Below are 1679 nucleotides of genomic sequence, written 5' to 3'. Positions count from 1 at the left end.
GGATGAAAATTGCGATTTTTACGCTACCTTTGGTAAATAATTACGGCGGAATTTTACAGGCTTATGCGTTGCAGCGCGCGCTTGAGAGCTACGGCTTCGAAGCGCCCGTGGTAAATTTAAAGATCAGGCAAAGAGGCCTTTTTTCGCGCGATTATTTGAAATTTTTGCTCGCAAAGTTGATCTATTTTAAAAAATACAAAAACGCCGAATTTAGCACCCTGCGCTACTACGCCGACACGCAGCGCTTTATCGCGCAAAATATCGAAACGACCCGCGAAATTTACTCGTCCGCGGCGCTAAAGCGGCTATTTGAACAGGAGAAATTCGGCGCTTGCGTGCTCGGAAGCGACCAGGTCTTCAATCCGCCGTATTTTGACGCGTTTGAAAACGACTTCTCGCTGGGCTTTGCGCCGCAGAGTTGCATCAAAATCGCCTACGCAGCGAGCTTCGGCGGCGAGAACTTCAAAGGCGCGCGCGATTTAGAGCTTCATAAGGCGAATTTGGCTAAATTTAAGGCGATTAGCGTGCGCGAGCGTGGTGCCACGGCGCTTTGCGAAAGCGTGTTTGGAATTTCGGGCGCCGCTTTCGTGCTCGATCCTACGCTTTTGGCGGGCAGAGAGGTTTTTGAAAAATTTATCTCGCCCGCGGCAAATAGCGTAAAACTCGGCGCCGCAGGGATCGCGCAAAGCGACGCAGACCGCGCGGAAGCAGACGACGTGCAGATCGCAATATGTGCCGCGTCGCAAGAAACAAAAGCTGCAAAAATAGGCGCCGCCGCGCAAAATTTAAACGGCACCGCAGCGGATATTGCGGATACGGCTTTTTCGGCGCAGGATGCCTGCGAGAATGCCGTTTGTGTGGCAAACGCCGCGCAAAAAGGGCAAATTTTTGCCTATATTTTGGATCAAAACGAGAGCAAGAGCGAAATTTTAAAAAGCGTGAGCGAGCGCGAAGGGCTGAGCGTGCGCGAGGTGAATGACAAGGCAAATCGCGTCAGCATTGAAGAGTGGCTAAGCCTCATCGCGGGCGCGCAGCTCGTGATCACCGACTCCTTTCACGGATGCGCGTTTTCGATCTTGTTTAACAAGCCGTTTTTCGCGTTTATCAACGAAAACCGCGGCAGTTCGCGCTTCTACTCGCTTTTTGAGAGCTTCGAGTTGCAAGATCGTGTCATAAAAAGCGCGAGCGACGTGGCCCTAAGCAAGCAGGTCGATTGGGCGCGCGTGAATGAAATTTTATCGCGCAGGCGTGAGGCTTCGCGCGAGTTTTTGATCAGCAATTTAAGGGCGTAAATGAAGATAGCTTTAGTGATTTCATCTTTGGGCAAAGGCGGCGCCGAGCGCGTGCTAAGCGTGCTGGCTAATTATTTCTGCGAGCAGCACGATGTTTGCGTGATAAAATTTGACGCGGAAAAGCCGTTTTATAAAATTTCGCCTAAGGTGCGGGTTTTAAATTTAGACCTGGGCGTCGGCGAGCGGGGGATTTTGGGAAATTTTACGAAGCGATTTAATAAAATTTTCGCGCTTCGTAAAATTTTAAAGCGGCGCGAGTTTGACATCGTGATCTCCTTTTTGGACAACACCAACGTGCTTACGCTCATCGCAAATTTGGGGCTTGAAAATAGGATCATCATCACCGAGCACACCAACCATCGCTTTTTAAAAAGTCCGATGTGGCGG

2 protein-coding genes are annotated in these 1679 nt (G+C 50.3%); both read left to right on the top strand.

The window, feature by feature from the left end; genetic code table 11:
• Positions 1-1292: polysaccharide pyruvyl transferase family protein (locus Q0236_RS06445; RefSeq protein WP_297916194.1), on the top strand; the 1292-nt coding region annotated here is incomplete at its 5' end.
• Positions 1293-1679: glycosyltransferase (locus Q0236_RS06440; protein ID WP_297916192.1), on the top strand; the 387-nt coding region annotated here is incomplete at its 3' end.

Source organism: uncultured Campylobacter sp. (assembly GCF_938031315.1).
Lineage (GTDB): Bacteria > Campylobacterota > Campylobacteria > Campylobacterales > Campylobacteraceae > Campylobacter_B.
The sequence above is the reverse complement of the archived record's forward strand: the minus strand, read 5'-3'. Positions and strand labels throughout refer to the sequence as shown.